At 63.1% G+C, this 16,239-nt stretch carries 15 protein-coding genes; 4 read left to right on the forward strand and 11 right to left on the reverse strand.

The genetic code is table 11. From position 1 onward, the window contains the following. Position 1: 1 nt before the first annotated feature. The 8 genes from CLU90_RS26140 to CLU90_RS26175 all read right to left on the reverse strand — a co-directional run bounded on the left by CLU90_RS26140 (position 2) and on the right by CLU90_RS26175 (position 10,798). Positions 2 to 1,813, reverse strand: a complete 1,812-nt coding sequence (locus CLU90_RS26140) for a methyl-accepting chemotaxis protein (protein ID WP_100429219.1) — start codon at positions 1,811 to 1,813, stop codon at positions 2 to 4. Positions 1,814 to 1,998: 185 nt separating this feature from the next. Continuing rightward, positions 1,999 to 3,234, reverse strand: coding sequence for an argininosuccinate synthase (locus CLU90_RS26145; protein ID WP_086140762.1), 1,236 nt, complete (start codon positions 3,232 to 3,234; stop codon positions 1,999 to 2,001). A 70-nt stretch (positions 3,235 to 3,304) separates the two neighbouring features. Then, positions 3,305 to 4,225: an ornithine carbamoyltransferase gene (gene argF, locus CLU90_RS26150; RefSeq protein WP_092717746.1), complete on the reverse strand. Its 921-nt coding sequence runs from the start codon at positions 4,223 to 4,225 to the stop codon at positions 3,305 to 3,307. 276 nt (positions 4,226 to 4,501) lie between these two features. Continuing rightward, the gene (locus CLU90_RS26155; RefSeq protein WP_232731339.1) at positions 4,502 to 7,351 is read right to left on the reverse strand and encodes an ATP-binding protein; all 2,850 of its coding nucleotides are present in this window, start codon (positions 7,349 to 7,351) and stop codon (positions 4,502 to 4,504) included. A gap of 180 nt (positions 7,352 to 7,531) precedes the next feature. Then, positions 7,532 to 7,987, reverse strand: a complete 456-nt coding sequence (locus CLU90_RS26160; protein WP_100429221.1) for a hypothetical protein — start codon at positions 7,985 to 7,987, stop codon at positions 7,532 to 7,534. Between the two features lie 266 nt (positions 7,988 to 8,253). Beyond that, positions 8,254 to 9,159, reverse strand: coding sequence for a ribosome small subunit-dependent GTPase A (gene rsgA / locus CLU90_RS26165; protein WP_100429222.1), 906 nt, complete (start codon positions 9,157 to 9,159; stop codon positions 8,254 to 8,256). Further along, the gene (locus CLU90_RS26170; protein WP_092717761.1) at positions 9,156 to 9,521 is read right to left on the reverse strand and encodes a 4a-hydroxytetrahydrobiopterin dehydratase; all 366 of its coding nucleotides are present in this window, start codon (positions 9,519 to 9,521) and stop codon (positions 9,156 to 9,158) included. The genes rsgA and CLU90_RS26170 overlap by 4 nt, the downstream gene beginning before the upstream one ends. Further along, on the reverse strand, positions 9,518 to 10,798 hold the full coding sequence (locus tag CLU90_RS26175) for a M48 family metallopeptidase (protein WP_100429223.1): 1,281 nt from the start codon (positions 10,796 to 10,798) through the stop codon (positions 9,518 to 9,520). Before CLU90_RS26175 ends, CLU90_RS26170 begins: the two co-directional genes overlap by 4 nt. A gap of 56 nt (positions 10,799 to 10,854) precedes the next feature. Here CLU90_RS26175 and orn point away from each other — a divergent pair, with 56 nt between their 5' ends. Beyond that, positions 10,855 to 11,463 (forward strand): oligoribonuclease, encoded by a 609-nt coding sequence (gene orn, locus CLU90_RS26180; protein ID WP_175444464.1) that lies wholly within the window; start codon positions 10,855 to 10,857, stop codon positions 11,461 to 11,463. A 92-nt stretch (positions 11,464 to 11,555) separates the two neighbouring features. Here orn and CLU90_RS26185 read toward each other — a convergent pair whose 3' ends face one another. Together CLU90_RS26185 and gcvA are read right to left on the reverse strand one after the other, a co-directional pair. After that, entirely contained in the window at positions 11,556 to 11,921 is a 366-nt protein-coding gene (locus CLU90_RS26185) for a hypothetical protein (protein WP_092717767.1), read from the reverse strand. After that, the gene (gcvA, locus tag CLU90_RS26190) at positions 11,918 to 12,862 is read right to left on the reverse strand and encodes a transcriptional regulator GcvA (protein WP_092717770.1); all 945 of its coding nucleotides are present in this window, start codon (positions 12,860 to 12,862) and stop codon (positions 11,918 to 11,920) included. Before gcvA ends, CLU90_RS26185 begins: the two co-directional genes overlap by 4 nt. A 237-nt stretch (positions 12,863 to 13,099) precedes the next feature. Here gcvA and CLU90_RS26195 point away from each other — a divergent pair, with 237 nt between their 5' ends. From CLU90_RS26195 to CLU90_RS26205, 3 genes are all read left to right on the forward strand, one after another. Then, a complete protein-coding gene (locus CLU90_RS26195; protein WP_092717773.1) occupies positions 13,100 to 13,999 on the forward strand; it encodes a DMT family transporter in 900 nt (299 codons plus the stop codon). Positions 14,000 to 14,200: 201 nt separating this feature from the next. Next, positions 14,201 to 15,286, forward strand: coding sequence for a hemin-degrading factor (locus tag CLU90_RS26200; RefSeq protein WP_175539408.1), 1,086 nt, complete (start codon positions 14,201 to 14,203; stop codon positions 15,284 to 15,286). Beyond that, entirely contained in the window at positions 15,274 to 15,456 is a 183-nt protein-coding gene (locus CLU90_RS26205) for a hypothetical protein (RefSeq protein WP_092717778.1), read from the forward strand. The genes CLU90_RS26200 and CLU90_RS26205 overlap by 13 nt, the downstream gene beginning before the upstream one ends. Before the next feature lie 37 nt (positions 15,457 to 15,493). On the opposite strand, the gene CLU90_RS26210 is transcribed toward CLU90_RS26205, so the two are convergent. Next, positions 15,494 to 16,192, reverse strand: a complete 699-nt coding sequence (locus CLU90_RS26210) for a UPF0149 family protein (RefSeq protein ID WP_092717781.1) — start codon at positions 16,190 to 16,192, stop codon at positions 15,494 to 15,496. Positions 16,193 to 16,239 lie beyond the last annotated feature (47 nt).

Below are 16,239 nucleotides of genomic sequence, written 5' to 3' on the forward strand. Positions count from 1 at the left end.
ATCAGATGGTCACGGCGAAGGTCGACACGCTCGATTGCAGGTCGCCCGCCGCATATTGCAGCTGATGCACGGCTTCGCTGGTGGCCTTCAAGGACTCCACCGTTTGCTGGGTGGCGTCGTTGAGTTGCATCATGGTGTCGGAAATCTGCGAAGCGCCGATCGCCTGCGACTGCATGCCTTGCAGCACGGCGTCGAATTGCGGTGTGAGTTTTTGCACCTGGTCCATCACGGACGACAGCTGCTCGGCCACTTGCCGCACTTCGCCCACGCTGCGGCGAATTTCTTCCGAGAATTTATCCATGCCCATCACGCTGGCGGACACGGCCGACTGCATTTCCTTGAGCATTTGCTCGATATCCCACGTGGAGACGGACGTCTGGTCGGCCAGGCGACGAATTTCCGTTGCCACCACGGAGAAGCCGCGGCCCGCCTCGCCCGCTTTTTCCGCCTCGATGGCGGCGTTCAGCGACAGGATGTTGGTCTGGTCGGCCACCTTGGTGATGGTGATCAGCACGCTATTGATATTGCTGGCTTTTTCCGACAGGGCCGCCAGCTTGGCGTTGATGGAATCGGTGGCCGACACCATGTGCTGCATGGTCGAATCCATGCGCTTGAGGTTGTTTTGCGCTTCGGCCGTGGCATTCGTCGTGTAGTCGGCCACGGCGGTGGCGTCTTCCATGGTTTTCAGCAGCTGGCTCGTGTTGGCCGAGATTTCCTTGGTGGTGCTGAGAATTTCCACGCTCGTTTGCGCCTGCTCGATGCCCGTGGCTTCCTGCTGGCGCGCCGATGCGGCGATTTCCGTGGCCGAGGTCGTCACCTGGATGCCGGCCTTTTGCACATTGTTGAGCAGGCTGCGCAGGTTTTCAAACATCTTCGCCAGGCCATTGCCCAGCTGGCCGATGGCGTCGCTGCCCGTGATGCCGACCTTGCCCGTCAGGTCGCCCGAGGCGGCTTTCGAGACCACTTCCAGCAGGGAATCGACCTTGGCCCGCAAGCTATTCGTCGCGGCCAGTTCATTGGCCTGGTTGTCCTGGATGGTTTGCGCCATGCGGTTGAATTCTTCCGTCACCTTGCCCAGTTCGTCGCGCGAGAGGATGGCGGCGCGCGCGCTTTGCTCGCCGCCGGCGATGCGTCCGACGGCGTCCGTCAGGCTGTTCAGCGGGCCGAGGATGGAACGGCCCAGCAGATAGGCAATGCCCAGCGCCAGCACCACGCACAGCAGGCCTCCCAGCGCCAGGGTCAGCAGCATGGTTTCCTGCAATTTTGTCGTGGTGGCCGTGCGTTCTGCCAGCAGGCGCGATTCTTCCGCCGCCACTTCGTCGAGCAGCTTGTTCGCTTGCGCGACGGCAGGGTAGCCGCCCGGCGGCATGGTGCGCGCCACCGATTCCGTGGCGCCTGGCGCATTGCCCAGCGCGCGGCGCTTTTCGATCAGGGGGGTGATCCAGTCCTTGACCCAAGTGCTGGTCAGCGCGTCGATCTTGCGGAAGCGTTCCGACTGCACCTTGTTATCGACGGTCATGGCGATGGCTTTTTGCGTGTGCTGGCTCAGCATTGCCGCCTCATCCGTTTCCGGTGTCAGCGACGTTTCACTGCCGGTCAGGATGAAACCGCGCGCTTCCACCTGGATTTGCAGGACGGCATTGTGAATCTTGTCGATCTCGACCAGCACTTCCATCGTGTGGCGGTCCCATGCATTGGCTTCCGACAGCCGTGAAAAGCTGTTGTAGGCCACGCCCAGCAGGATCAGGATGATGGCCACGATGGAGCCGAAGCCCAGGTACAGTTTATTCTTGATACTCAGGTCTTTGAACATGGGAGGGCTCCGGAAGCGGGAAGGTCAGCACAATTGCACTGTAGCATTTTGCCACGGGGACAGCAAAATGGGGGTAATCTGGGCGCGCGCCGGGCCGTAAATCGCGGACGAGTGCGTTTCAAATGTAAAAAAGCCGCCCGTGGGCGGCTTCGGTTATGCGGGAGGTAGTGCCTCCTAGTAACTAATTACTTCTGGCCGCGCTTTTCGCGGGCGATGGCGGCGATGCGCATGCGCAAGGCGTTCAGCTTGATGAAGCCGCCGGCGTCGGCCTGGTTGTAGGCGCCGCCGTCTTCGTCGAAGGTGGCGATGTTCATGTCGAACAGCGAATCGGTCTTCGAATCGCGCGACACGACGATCACATTGCCCTTGTACAGCTTGATGCGTACCCAGCCGTTCACGGTTTGCTGCGTGTGGTCGATCAGGGTTTGCAGGGCAACGCGCTCGGGCGCCCACCAGTAGCCGTTGTAGATCATCGACGCGTAGCGCGGCATCAGATCATCTTTCAGGTGGGCCACTTCGCGGTCCAGGGTGATCGATTCGATGGCGCGGTGGGCTTTCAGCATGATGGTGCCGCCCGGGGTTTCATAGCAGCCGCGCGATTTCATGCCCACGTAGCGGTTTTCCACCAGGTCCAGGCGTCCCACGCCATGCTTGCCGCCAACCTTGTTCAGTTCGGCCAGCACGGTGGCAGGCGACATGCGCACGCCGTTGATGGCGACGATATCGCCTTTTTCGTATTCGATGTCCAGGTATTCCGCTTCGTCCGGCGCCTTTTCAGGGCTGACGGTCCAGCGCCACATGGTTTCTTCCGCTTCGGCGCTCGGGTTTTCCAGGTGGCGGCCTTCAAAGCTGATGTGCAGCAAGTTGGCATCCATCGAGTACGGCGCGCCGCCGTTCTTGTGCTTCATGTCGATTTCGATGCCGGCGTCTTCCGCGTACTTCAGCAGTTTTTCGCGCGACAGCAGGTCCCACTCGCGCCATGGGGCGATGATCTTCACGCCAGGTTTGAGCGCGTAGGCGCCCAGTTCGAAACGCACCTGGTCGTTGCCCTTGCCGGTCGCGCCGTGCGAGATGGCATCGGCGCCCGTGGCGTTGGCGATTTCGATCAGGCGCTTGGCGATCAAAGGACGGGCGATCGAGGTGCCCAGCAGGTATTCGCCTTCATACACGGTATTGGCGCGGAACATCGGGAAGACGAAATCGCGCACGAATTCTTCGCGCACGTCTTCGATGTGGATGTTTTCCGGCTTGATGCCGAATTTGATGGCCTTGGCGCGCGCCGGTTCCAGTTCTTCGCCCTGGCCCAGGTCGGCCGTGAAGGTGACGATTTCGCACTGGTAGTTATCTTGCAGCCATTTCAGGATGACGGAGGTGTCGAGTCCGCCGGAATAGGCCAGGACTACTTTTTTAATGTCGCTCATATTGCTTCCAGTTGTCGTTGTCGATGTATGTGTTGCGATGCTGCCAGGTTTTTGTGCAGTGCCGGGCGAATTATTGGATTTTACCGAGTAACAGGTATTCGATCAGCGCTTTTTGCACGTGCAAGCGGTTTTCCGCCTCGTCCCACACCACCGATTGCGGGCCGTCGATCACTTCGGCGGCCACTTCCTCGCCGCGGTGGGCGGGCAGGCAGTGCATGAACAGGGCGTCGGGCGCGGCGCGGGACATCTTTGCGCCATCGACGATCCAGCCGTCGAAGGCGGCGATACGGGCCGCGTTTTCCGCTTCGTAGCCCATGCTGGTCCACACGTCCGTGTTGACCAGGTGCGCGCCCTCGCAGGCGTCGGACGGGTTGGCGAAGAAGGTATAGCGCTGCGTCTTGACTTGCGACAGGTCGATGTCGTAACCCTTCGGCGTCGACACGTTGACGTGGAAGCCGAACACTTCGGCCGCCTGCAGCCACGAGTACAGCATGTTGTTGGCGTCGCCGATCCAGGCAACGACCTTGCCGGCGATCGAGCCGCGGTGTTCGATGTAGGTGAAGATGTCGGCAAAGACCTGGCACGGGTGGTGTTCATTGGTCAGGCCATTGATCACCGGCACGCGCGAATTGGCGGCGAAACGCTCGATGATGTCCTGGCCGAAGGTACGCACCATGATGATGTCGCACATGCGCGACATGACCTGGCCCGCGTCTTCCACCGGCTCGCCGCGGCCCAGCTGGGAATCGCGCGTGTTCAGGTAGATGGCGGCGCCGCCCAGCTGGTGCATGCCGGCTTCGAACGACAAGCGCGTGCGGGTGGAGTTCTTTTCAAAGACCATCACCAGGGTGCGGTCGATCAGTGGATGGTAGATTTCGTAGTTCTTGAACTTGCGCTTGATCAGATGGGCGCGTTCGATCACATATTCGTACTCTTCCAACGTGAAATCGGAGAACTGGAGGTAGTGCTTGATCGGTTTTTTTGTCGACATAATGACCACTTGAAGATGCGCAGGCCGCCGGCGGCGTGCCTTTCCCGCCGGGTTGCATCAGCGTACAACATCTCGTCTGATGACTGCCTCGCCCGGCGCGCTGCTGTGTTGATCGGTGCTCGCGCCTGTTTGTCGCGCGGGCCGATGCGGTTTGCCATGTTGAAAATAATGCAATGACAAGTACTTCAGCCGTTCAATTATAAGGGTTTTGCTTTTAGATTGGAAAGACCGTCCGGACGCGTACTTGTATAGGCAAGCCTGCGCCCGGGAAACGGGTCAATAGATGCTGGCGGACGCGGCTCCATCGAGCTGGGGCGCCACCAGCGGCAGGTCGAGGGTGAAACGCGTGCCGGCGGGGCTGCTGGCCACCTGGATGGTGCCGCCCAGCAGGGCCGTGACGATGTTGTAGCTGATCGACAAACCGAGGCCGCTGCCGCCCTGGCCCAGCTTGGTGGTAAAGAAGGGGTCGAAGATGCGCGACAAATGCTGTTCGGCGATGCCGCCGCCATTGTCGGCGAAGACGACCTGCACGCGCGCGCCGTCTGGCGTGGCGGACAGGCGCATGCAGCCCGTGCCGGCGGCGCCATTGTTGGGCGCGGGAGCGAAGGCGTGCAGCAGGGCGTTGTTGATCAGATTGGTGATCACCTGGCCGAACGGGCCCGGATAGCTGTCCAGTACGATGCCGAACGCGATGTCCGTCTCGATGCGGTGGCCCGAACTGCGGATGCGGTTCATGACGGTGGCGATGATTTCATTGCTCACCTGCTGCAGGTCGAACTGGCGCCGCTGTTCGGTGGTGCGGTCGACGGCCACCTGCTTGAAGCTGTTGACGAGGTCGGCTGCGCTGTGCAGGCCGCGCATCACCAGGGCCGATGCCTTGCTCGCATCGTCGATGTAGGCGGCCAGGTCCGAGCGGCGCAAGCCGGGGCCGTTCATCAGGCGTTCCACGTCTTCCGTCTTTTGCTGCATGGTGCTGGCGATTAATAAACTGTTGCCGATCGGGGTATTCAGTTCATGCGCCACGCCGGCCATCAGCGAGCCGAGGGCGGCCAGCTTTTCCTGCGACGCCAGTTGCGCCTGGGCGTCCTGCAGTTGCCGGTAGGCGCTGGCATTGTCGAGCGCGATGGCGCCGTACGCGCACAGGGTGCGGAAGATCAGGCGTTCGCGTTCGCCGTAGGCATGGGCATGGCAAGCCTGCACCGTCATCACGCCCAGCACGCGCTCGCCCACCGTCAAGGGCACGTACAGCACGCTCTGGTTATGCAGGGTGCCGGGCACGGTGTAGGCGTGGCGCTTCGGTGGTACCTGGTCGATATACACTTCGCACCGGCCCAGCAGGCAGCGCACGGAGTAGGCGCGCGGGTTGCTCAGCGGAATGGCATTGTCCGACAGGGGCCGGCCCGCTTCCATGCCGTGCGCGCGGCGCAGCGCCGTGCCCGCCGCATCAAGCATGTAGACGGCGAAGGTATTGACTGGCAGCAAGGCGTGCACGTGGCGGTCGAGCACTTGGAACACGGCGCTGGCGTCGAGGTGGGTGGTGATTTCCTGGCCGATGGCCGACAGCCGCTCCAGGGTGTCGCTCGTTTGCTGCAGCACTTCGGCGCGTCGCGCTTCGGAGGCGGCCAGTTCGCGGTGGTGATAGCCTTCCGAGCGCGCATGTTCCGTCTGGTGGTAGACCTGCATGGCGGTGGCGCGGTTGCTCGCCTGCTGGGTGTGGCTTTTTTCGCGCGCCACGCCCGCCGCGAGGGCGATATCGTAGGCGCGCGCATAGTCGCCCGCATGCGCGTATTCGCGCGCCAGCGCATCGAGCAGTTCGCCGGGCGGCACATAGCCGTCGATGGAGTCGGCCACCTGCAGCGCCTGGTGCAGGAAATGCAGGGCGGGATTGCGTTCCTGCATGCCTGCGGGCGGCGGCAAGTCGTTGCGTGCGTGCAGCATGGACAGCACGCGCAGCGCCGCCACCTGGTGCATGGCGTCGCCCTGCGCGGTGGCCAGCTGGCAAGCCCGTTCGGCCGCCTGCAGCGCTTCGTCCGGACGGTCCAGATAGGACAGCGCGTGGGCGCTGCCGCGCTGCGCCATGCTGCGGAAATCGGCCTGGCCCAGCGCTTCGGCCCGCTGCGCCAGGCGGCTGAAGGCGTCGAGCGCCGTGTCGTAATCGCCCTTGTCCAGGCTCAGTTCACCGAGGTGGAACAGGGCGTTGGCATAGGTGCGCGCGCCCGCCACGGGGGCCAGGATGTGCAGCGCTTCGCGCAGCAAGTCTTCCGCCGTGCCCAGGCGCCCCAGCTTGCGCATGGTCTCGGCCGTATGCGTCTGGCAGGCGCCGATGCTGCGCGGCCAGCCGGTGGGGCGCGCCAGGTCCAGCGCGCACTGCATCCATTCGAGGGCCGATTCGTTGTCGTTGAGGCTGGAGAAGCAGTCGCCGATATTGATGGCGGCCGTGATCGCGCCGCGCAACTGGCCGCTTTCCAGCGCCGCCTCGTAGCTTTGCATGTAGTGGCCGGCGGCCGTGCCCAGGTCGCGCGACGTATGCGCCAGCAAGCCGCGGAAGTCGTGCACCCAGGCGGCCAGCGGCGCGGGCAGCTTGCCGCCGGCGCCGTCGATCTGAAAGTGGCCGCCCCAGCGGGCCTGGGCGGCCGGCGCATCGCGCAGGACGGCCCAGCGCGCCGTGGCCGCGTCGGCCAGGCTGGCGCGCATCGCATCGCCGGCGCCGCGCGCTTGCTGCGCCGCGGCCAGCAGTTCGGCATCGCAGCGGGCATGGTCGCCGCGGTCGACGGCGATCGAGGACAGCAGCCAGTGGGCATCGGCGCAGCCGGCGCCGTCGCCGTGCGCGTCGCAGGTGGCGCGCGCCGCCGTGGCCAGGCTTTCCGCGGAGTCGAGCGCGCCTTGCAGCCAGGCCACTTCCGCCTGCACCAGTTGCAGGCGCGCGCGCGCCCGTTCCTGCGCGCCCGCTTCCAGGCCGGCCAGCGGCAGCAGCAGCTGCGCTTCTTCGCTCAGTTGAATTGCTCTGGCGCAATCGCGCTGGCGCAAATGCCAGGACAGCAACAACAGCAGCGGTACGCGCCCGGCGCCGCGCAACGGCAGCAATGCGCTTTCCCACTGCGCTACGTCATGTTCGAGCGCGAACATTTCCATTCAAGCATTCTCCCCGCAAACAGTGGCGCCAGCCTGCGACCGCACAGGCCATGTGTCATCGCATTGTAAGCTGCATTCAGGGGAATTGTTCAGTGCGCCAGTCAGAATTCTGCGTCCGGCATGGCGCCACAGGCGAGGGCGGTTGGCCCCGTCGTTCGATGGCGGACCAGGCGCCTAGCGCGACACGAGGCGGATGCTGGTGCCGCCATTCGCGGTGCTGGCGCTGCGCGTGTCGGCAGGCACGTGCAAGCCGGGCAGGAACTGGGCGTCGTCGATCACCACGTGCGTGCCTTCGTTGCTGAAGACGAAGTTGGCGCCCTTTTTGCTGACGAACTGGCCGGGGCCGGTGGGGTAGATTTCCACGCTGGGTTTTTCCTGCCATTCGCGGTCATCGATCAGGCGGCCAAAAAAATGGTTGTCCTGCTGGTGGACTTCCAGGCGTTGTCCATTCGACAGGCGGTATTGCTGTTCGATGTCGAAGGCTTCCTGGGCCGTGACGTGATAGTAGGAACCCGAGGTCACGCGCACGCTGTCCGTGGCTTGTGGTGCGGCGGCGGTTTGCGCCTGGGCGGCGGCGCCGGCAAGTGCGAAGAGGGTGGCGAGGAGGGGGAGGACGCGTTTGGTATGCATGACATTCACCTTCGATCAGAATGGCTGGATGGATGGAAATTAGATCGTGTGGTCGCTGGCAGGTTTCCGGCAGGGACTGGTGTCAAGTTAGCAAACACGCCTGGCCATCGCCAGCGACAGGCGATGGAAGGCAGGTTTTAGGCGATGAAGTGCGTAAAACGGCAGACGAATGGTTTTGGGATTAAAAACGGAAAGCGAACTCGACGGCAAAATTAAATTTTGCCGGCCGAGGTTTTTTGGCGCTATTTTTGCGTTGCGGCGGGAGCTTAGTACAGGGTCTGCGCCGATTCGTGCAGCAGCTGGCCGTACAGGGTGTGGCGCATCTTGGCGATCTTGCCTTCAGACACGGCTTGCAGGATGGCGCACTGCGGCTCGATCAGGTGGCGGCAGTTATAGAACTTGCAGCCGCCCAGGTAGGGCTGGAATTCGCGGAAGGCCCGCTCCAGCATGCCTTCGGACAGGTGGTACAGGCCGAATTCCTGGAAGCCGGGCGAATCGATGATGGAGCTGTTCGCGCCCAGTTCGTCGAGCTTGTACAGGCGCGTAAAGGTCGTCGTGTGCTTGCCCGTGTCGAGCGCGGCCGAGATTTCACGCACGGCGATGTCCGCGTCCGGCACCAGCAGGTTGATCAGCGACGACTTGCCCATGCCCGATTGGCCGATCAGGATCGACGACTGGCCCGCCAGCAGCGGCGCCAGCGTGGCCACGGCATGTTCCGGTTCGGCGCGCGCCGACACTTCATCGACGGGATAGCCCATCGAGGAATACGGCAGCAGGCGTTCGCGGGCGCGTTCCAGCGACGCGGTCACGTCCGTCTTGTTGAGGATGATGCGCGCCTCGATGCCGGCCGCGTCGGCCGCCACCAGCGAGCGCGAGATCAGGTCGTCGGCAAAGCCCGGTTCCGTCGCCACGACGATGAACAGCTGCGTCAGGTTGGCAGCCAGTAATTTCGATTTGTACTGGTCCGAACGGTACAGCAGGGTCTTGCGTTCCTCGATGCGGTCGATGACGGCCTGGTCGCTGGACGTGCGCGTCAGGTGCACGATGTCGCCCACGGCCACATTGGTTTTCTTGCCGCGCGTCACGCATTGCAGCTTGGCGCCGTCCACGTCGGCCAGGTAATGGCGGCCGTGGGCGGCGATGATGATGCCCGTCAACTTGCCTTCGCTCATGGGGCCACCTGGCTGCTCTGGTAGATGAGGTCTGCCTTGGCGGCGCAGATGAAGTCGTTTTCGGACAGGCCGCCGGCGCCCTGGTTGACCGAGTGCGTGTCGTAGCGCACGGCGCAGGTTTTGTAAGTAATGATGAGCTCCGGATGGTGGTCTTGCGTATGGATCATATAGGCCAGGGCGTTCACGAACGCCAGGGTCTGGTAGTAATTCTTGAAGCCGAAGTCGCGGCACAGCTTGCCGTTTTGCAGCGTCCACTGGGGCAGCAGGGCGTGCAGGGTGGCGATGTCCGAGTCGCCCAGCGCCTGCTGGCGCGGCGCGCAGCTCAGTTGGGCCAGGTCTTGCGAAGTCGATGGCGTATTCATGCGAGAACCCCTTTCAGGTGGCGGATGCGCACGCTGGCCGGCGGGTGGCTATCGTAAAAGGCCGAGTGCAGCGGGTCGGGCGTCAGGGTCGACGCGTTGTCTTCATACATTTTGACGAGGGCCGAGACGAGATCGTCCGCTTGCGTGTGCGTGGCGGCAAAGGCGTCCGCTTCGAATTCGTGCTTGCGCGAGCTGAGCGACGTCAACGGTCCCAGCAGGAAAGTGAAGACGGGCAAGGCCAGCATGAACAGCAGCAGGGCCAGCGCGTCCGTCGGCTGGCCAGTGAGCGCCAGGGCGACCGGGTCGACACCGAGGCCCGCATAGAACCACGGCTGCGTCTTCAGGTAACCCAGCAGTGCCAGGAAGCCCAGCGAGATGACGAACATCATGGCGATGCGCTTGACGATGTGCTTGAGCTTGAAGTGGCCCAGTTCATGCGCCAGCACGGCCTCGATTTCCTGCGGCGCCAGGCGCGACAGCAGGGTGTCGAAGAATACGATGCGCTTGTTGGCGCCAAAACCCGAGAAATAGGCATTGCCGTGGGCGCTGCGCTTCGAGCCATCCATGACGAACAGGCCTTTCGAGGCGAAACCGACGCGCTGCATCAAGCCTTCGATGCGGCTTTTCAGGGATTCGTCGGCCAGCGGCGTAAATTTGTTGAACAGGGGAGCGATGACGGTGGGGAACAGCACCATCATCAGCAGCTGGAAGCCGCTCCAGACGAACCACGCGTACAGCCACCACAGGCCGCCCGATTTGGCCATCAGGGTCAGCACGACCCAGATCAGCGGCAGGCCGATGGCCGCGCCCAGGCCCACGCCCTTGAGCATGTCCATGAAGAACAGCTTGCGCGCCATGGTGTTGAAGCCGAAGCGCTGCTCCAGCACGAACTGGCGGTAGTAATCGAAGGGCAGGTCGATCAGGCCGGAAATGGCGGCAAAGGCGGCGATCAGGCCGATCTGGTACAGCATGGGCGAACCCGGCCCCGTCAGTTCGTTCAGGTACAGCGCCAGCCATTGCAGGCCGCCCAGCAAGGTAAAACCGATCAGCACGGCGTAGTTGACCAGCAGGGTCAGCAGGCCGAACTTGGTCTTGGCCACCGTGTAGTCGGCCGCCTTCTGGTGCGCGGCGAGCGGGATTTTTTCCGCGAATTCGGGCGGAACAGCCGCGCGGTGGGCCAGCACGTGGCGAATCTGCCGTGAAGCGAGCCAGAAGCGCACGGCCAGGGTCAAAACGAGGACGGATACAAACAAAATCGAAAACGCGAGTGAATACATTCTGTGCCTGTGAGAAAATGGCTGATTATTTAGTTTGATTAGGCCAAGAGAGAATTATGTCACAAGCGACCGACTTAACTGCAGCCACCTCTGCATCCGCCCCCGCACCCACCGTGCCGGCACGTCCAAACGAGATGAACCTGGTCTGGGTCGACATGGAAATGACGGGCCTGGAGCCCGATACCGACCGCATCATCGAGGTGGCGGTCGTGGTGACGGACATGCATTTGAACCTGCTGGCCGAAGGCCCCGTGTTCGTGATTCACCAGTCGGATGAAACCCTGAACAAGATGGATGCCTGGAACAAGGGTACGCACGGCCGCTCGGGCCTGATCGACAAGGTCAAGGCGTCGACCGTGACGGAAGCGCAGGCGGAAGCGGAACTGATCGCGTTCCTGAAGAAATACGTACCGGCAGGCAAGTCGCCCATGTGCGGCAACACCATCGGCCAGGACCGCCGCTTCATGGTGCGCGGCATGCCGAAGCTGGAAGCGTTCTTCCACTATCGCAACGTTGACGTGTCAACACTGAAAGAGCTGTGCAAGCGCTGGAAACCGGAAATCGCCACCGGTTTCAAGAAACACCAGAAGCATACGGCGCTGGCCGATATTCTTGAGTCGATCGAAGAATTGAAGTACTACCGCGAGCACTTCATCAAGTTGTAATGATGTTGTCGGCTTACGCGCTGCGCGCTAAGCCGACCTACGGGCCAGCCACCGCCGCTGGCGTAGGTCGGCGTAGGTCGGCGTAGGTCGGCTTAGCACCCCGGCGCGTAAGCCGACACATCCGCCGCCTCAAAGACAAGGCTGTGCCAAGCGCCATCCTCACCCTGCCACTCCAGCGCAAACGGTCCCGTTTGCCGTAAAGCCGTGATCCAGCGCACCGCGCCTGGCTGGCGGAAATAGGCCGCGCACTGGCCGAACAGCTGGCCCAGCCGGCACAGCACCAATCCCTCGCCCGCCACGGCGCACCATTGCTCATTCGCATCGATCAAGGCCACGGCCGGGTCGCCATAGAACTCGCCCAGGCTCGCTTGCCGGCCATCGGCCGCCGTCACCGTGGCCTGTTCGTATTCGTGCTGCACGCTATATGCGGCGCTGCGCGCCAATTCCTGCTGAGTCATGCGGTCTCCACGGTGGGCCAGACGGTTTCCTGGTCGGCGCGCGCCTCGGCGATCAGCCATTCGCAGAATGCATGCACGAGGGGCCGCGTTTCCGCCTGGGGCGAGCGCAGCAGATAATAGCAGTGGGGGCCGCGCACGGCGTGTTCGAACACGCGCACCAGGCGGCCCGAGCGCAGATCGTCGCCGATCAGGGGGCTGGCGGCTATGGCCACGCCCTGGCCGCTGGCGGCCGCGTCCAGGCATAAATACGTGTGCGAAAAGCGCGCGCCGCTGTTGCCGCTATTGCCGCTGTAATGCACGCCGCAGCTGTGCAGCCAGCGCGTCCAGTCGATTTCGCCGGGCAGGTGCACCTCCGGCTCGTCGTGCAGCAGCGGATAGCGCAGCAGGTCGGCCGGCTGGCGCAGGCTGGCCGCGTTGGCGCGAAAGCCGGGGCTGCAGACGGCGGAAAACCATTCTTCCATCAGTAAATCCACTTTGAGGCCCGGATAGCGTCCCGGTCCCAGGCGGATGGCCACGTCCACGCCATCGCGCGCCAGGTCGACGGGGTGCATCGACGCCAGCACGCGCAGTTCGATCTGCGGATAGCGGTCGCGCAGCCGGCCCAGGCGCGGCATCAGCCAGCGCGAGACGAGCGAGCTGGTGGCCGTCACCGTCACCACCTTGTCATCGCCCTGGCGCCGCGCCTGCTCGGACACGTCGGCCAGCTGGTTGAGGATCGGCCCCAGCGAGGCCGCATAGCGCTGGCCGGCATTGGTCAGCACGACGCCGCGCGGCAGGCGCTGGAACAGTACGATGCCCAGCCATGCTTCCAGCTGCTTGACGTGGTGGCCGATGGCGCCGGCCGACACGTGCAATTCTTCGCCCGCGCGCTGGAAGCCTTCATGGCGGGCGGCCGCCTCAAAGGCGTGCAGGGCGGCAAGTGGGGGCAAGGGACGTGACATGGCGTTCTCAGGAGAATTGAGCCTCAGTATTATTGGGCCTATCCGTGAAGAATATTGGTTTGTTTCATTTTGCGCAAGCGAATATGATGCCGTCACTGCGTGAAGCGACCCGCAATAGGATTTACGCATGCATCATCTCCCGGCCTTGCTGGGCATTTATATTTGCAACGTTACAACGCCTGGAAAACCGTCGCGATACGCAGCAGGTTTGCCCAAGTGTACTCAAAGAGGTTAGTCATGTCTGATCGCCGCGCCGTTGCGCTGGTGTTGCTGTCGGCCGCCGGTTTCGGCAGTTCCGCAGTGTTTGCCAAGGCGGCCTATGCGTCCGGGGTCAACCCGTCGACCATGCTGGCCTTGCGTTTCGTCATCGCCGCCATGCTGTTGCTGCCGCTCGTGTGGCTCGGTGGCTGGCGCTTGCCGCGCGGCCGCCTGCTGGCCGGCTACATGCTGATGGGCCTGATGTACACGGCCCAGTCGCAAGGCTATTTCAATGCCCTCATGTATGCCAGCAGCGGCCTGTGCGGCATGCTGCTGTACGTGTATCCCGTGCTGGTCACCATCCTCGCGCTGGCGCTGGGCTGGGAAAAGCTGGACCGGCGCATGCTGGTGCTGATGGCGCTGGCCATTGCCGGCATGGCCATCACCCTGGGCGGCAAGCTGCAGGGTCAGCCCATCGGCATCGCCCTCGCATTGATGGCGGCCGGCGTGTACGCCGTGTACATCCTGTTTGGCAACAGCCTGGCCAAAAGCCGCGAGAATATTCACCCATTGGCGGCCTGCGTCGTGATTTTGGGGACGGCAGGCCTGTCGAACAGCGCGATCGCCCTGTGGCAGGGCGTGTCCTTGCCGGGCACGGCGACGGGCTGGCTGGCCGTCAGCGCCATCGCCCTGTTCTCGACGGCCATCGCCATTGCCGCCTTCTTTGCCGGCGTGGCGCAGATCGGCGCGGCCAAGGCCTCGATTATTTCCACGTTCGAGCCCGTGATCACGATGGCCTTCGGCGTGACCTTGCTGAAGGAGTCCGTCAGCGGCACGCAATTGCTGGGCGGCGCCATGGTGCTGGCCGCCGTCGTCCTGCTGGCGCAGCGGCCCACTGCCAAGCCGGTATCCATGCCGGCCGTGCAGGCCAGCGCCTGACTTTTTTTCCGAACTGATCGGTTGTATCGATCGGTCTCCTTTGGCGCCGCGACGGGTTTCCTGTCGCGGCGCTTTTTTTTGCCGGACACAAATATCTCTTGATTGCGAATGATTCTCATTTATAATTGATTTCAAGATTCCCCACCACCAGCCAGCCCATGCCAGCCAGTGTTCGCCTTGAAAGGAGACACCGTGACGAGCATGCCCCCTATTTGCAATACCGAGATGATCGCCGGCGAATTTGCCCGCCTGCGCCGCGAGAAAAAAGCCCGCCACCGCGACTTCGCCGAGCAACTGGCCATTTCCGAAGGCGAGCTGATCGCCTCGCATGCGGGCCTGTCGCTGGCCAACGGCGCCTTGCTGGGCGCCGTGCGCCTGCAGCCCGACTGGCCCGCCATCGTCCAGGCGCTGGAAGCGCTGGGCGAAGTCATGGCGCTGACGCGCAACGCCTCGTGCGTCCATGAAAAGACGGGCGTCTATCGAAATGCCAGCCACAACAACCACGTGGGCCTGGTGCTCGGCGGCGACATCGACTTGCGCGTGTTCTACCGTCAGTGGGCGCATGGCTTTGCCGTACGCGAGATGGGAGAAAAGGAAGTGCAGCGCAGCCTGCAGTTTTTCGACGCGGCCGGCCAGGCCGTGCACAAGATTTTCATGAAGCCGCACAGCGATATTGCCGCTTATGACGCGCTGGTCGCGCATTTCGCCGACGCGGACCAGGCGGCCGGCATCGCCGTGAAGGCGCCGGCGCCGGCGCCGGCCGAATTGCCCGACGCGCAGATCGACGTGGCCGGCTTTCGCGCCGCCTGGGCAGACTTGCGCGACACGCATGAATTTTTCACCATGTTGAAAAAATATTCGGTCTCGCGCCTGCAGGGCCTGCGCCTGGCCGAGGCGCGCTTCGTGCAGCAGCTCGACAAATCCTGCGTGCTCGACCTGCTCAACGACGCCGCCCTTGAAAAAGTATCGATCATGGCCTTCGTCGGCAATGCCGGCATGATCCAGATCCATTCGGGACCCGTGCACAAGATCGCCGTGATGGGACCGTGGATCAATGTCCTCGATGCGCGCTTCAACCTGCATTTGCGCGAAGACCATGTCGCCAGCGCCTGGGTGGTGAAAAAACCGACGGTCGATGGCCTGGTGACGTCGGTGGAACTGTTCGACGCGAATGGCGACACCATCGTCATGTTCTTCGGCGAACGCAAGCCGGGCGTGCACGAGCTGTGCGAATGGCGCCATATCGTCGACCGGGTGGTGCGGGAGGGCGAGCTATGCGCCGCATGATCGCCGCCAGCGTGGCGCGCCGCATCGCGCTGAAAAAAACGGGGGCGGGCGCGCTGGCCCTGGCCGCGCCGATGCAGGTGCTGGCCGCCGTGCCAGACGCGGCCAAGCCGGTGGCCAAGGCGCGGCGCATCGTCAGCGTGGGCAGCGGGGGGCGTTACAAGAGGGGATAAGAAAACGCCGGGACAGTGCCCGGCGCGAATGACTTGATTACTCGGCTGCCGGCTCGGCGCCGCAGCATTTCTTGAACTTCTTGCCGCTGCCGCAAGGGCAGTCGTCGTTGCGGCCCACTTTCGGCTCTTCGCGCTTCATGGTTTGCACGGGAGCCTTGCGGCGCGGGACCCAGAATCGGTGGATGGCCGGCAGGTTCGCTTCCAGTTCCTGCGCCAGCTTGTGCGCCTTGACCGGGTCTTCCACCAGTTTCAGCTCTTCTTCCTTGATTTCGTCGGCGCCCAGCAGGTAGATAGGCTGCATCAGTTCGGCCACTTCGGAATCCCAGATCTCGTTCCACGAGCCCGGACGCAGTTCCATGCCGTCCCAGAAGCCCCAGCACCAGGCTTCGGCATCGATCAGGGTCTGGCCTTCGTAGTCGTGTTCGACGAACAGGGCTTCGAACTCCTTCGGCGCCACTTCGAACGTCACCAGCACTTCATTCATGAAGCGCATGATCAGATTGACGATGCGTTCTTCTTCCTTGCTGTTCTTGAACTTCGGCGCGTCGTTGGCATCTTCGCCCCATACGCGCGGCAGCCATTCGGCCGGCATGATCGGCTCAGGACCGATGGCCACGGCCGTCAGATAGCCGTGCAGCATATCCATGGTCATCGCGTCTTCGGAGCACCGGTCCGACAACAGGAATTGGTCTAATTCGTCAAATTCTTTTTCTGATAATGGCTGTTCGAGTTGCATGGCTTGCTCTTTTATGAATGTAAGGCGCCAGTATACGCCTTGCGGCG

Source organism: Janthinobacterium sp. 67, from assembly GCF_002797895.1.
In the GTDB taxonomy this organism is placed as follows: Bacteria; Pseudomonadota; Gammaproteobacteria; order Burkholderiales; family Burkholderiaceae_D; genus Janthinobacterium.